The sequence below is a fragment of the Calidithermus terrae genome (assembly GCF_003574345.1).
GTDB lineage: Bacteria > Deinococcota > Deinococci > Deinococcales > Thermaceae > Calidithermus > Calidithermus chliarophilus.
On record NZ_QXDL01000444.1, the window covers coordinates 1 to 982 of the forward strand.

The window sequence follows — 982 nt, forward strand, 5'->3', positions numbered from 1 at the left end:
GTGGAGGTCGAGGTAGAGGCCCCAGGCGTCGGCGGGGGCGGCGTCGGCGAGGGCGGGGCCGCGCACGTCGGGGAAGCTCCGGCGCAGGTAGTCCTGGATGGCGCGGGTCTCCGGCTCGGAGGCGGGGGCGGGGCCGCGGTAGGTGTCGCTGCACCACTCGGCGCTCGAGCCGGCAGTGCCCCACTCGAAGGCGAAGTTGCGGTTGAGGTCCACCCCCCTGCGGGCGCGGCTGAGCGGGCAGGCCAGCAGGTTGACGTTCTTGCGCCACAGGATGCCGGCCTCGGCGAGCTCGCGGCCGTCGGGGTTGGCCTGGAGCAGCAGGTGGACCTCGTGGTGGTCGAGCAGCCAGGTCACTTCGGGGTCGGTGCCGTAGGCGCCCACGAGGTGCTCGGCGAAGCGGGTGGCGAGCTCGGCGGTGGCGAGCTCGCGCGCGTGGAGGGCGCTGGTGATGAAAAGCCGGGGCTTGGGGCCGGCGACGGCGCGGTTGGTCAGCTCGAGCACCCGCAGGTCGTGGCCGGAGCGGGCGAACCTGGGGGCGAAGCCCCTGCGCCAGCTATCGCCTATGTCGGCCCAGGCGGCGAGGGCGGGGTGCTCGGCCACGATCCTCCGGGCAGCGGCGAAGGTCTCCTCGAGCGTGCGGTAGCAGGGGAAGTCGCGCAGGGCCTCGGCAAGGGCCCCCTCCTCGAAGCCCCGCAGCCGTCGGCTCTGCTGCTCGCTCAGCGCGGTGTCGAGGGAGACCCGCAGGCCCAGCTCGCGCTCGCGCTCGCGCAGGCGGGCGAAGTCCTGGAGGGAGAGCTCGAGCAGCAAGTAGCCCTCGCCGTACCTGGCGCTGACGGCCTCGAAGCTGACCACCAGCCTGCGGGCGACCTCGAGGTCGGTGAAGTCCACGCGGGCGAAGACCAGCTCGTTCTGGGCGAAAAAGCGCTTCTCGGCCTCGCTGACCCGGCCCTCCGTGCCCGCCCACCCCGCGCAGCCCGCCAGC

General features: G+C 73.9%; 1 protein-coding gene. It reads right to left on the minus strand.

What is annotated here, in order from left to right:
• Positions 1 to 982 (minus strand): M14 family zinc carboxypeptidase (locus Mterra_RS21480; RefSeq protein WP_218023009.1); only part of this gene is annotated, 982 nt, incomplete at both ends.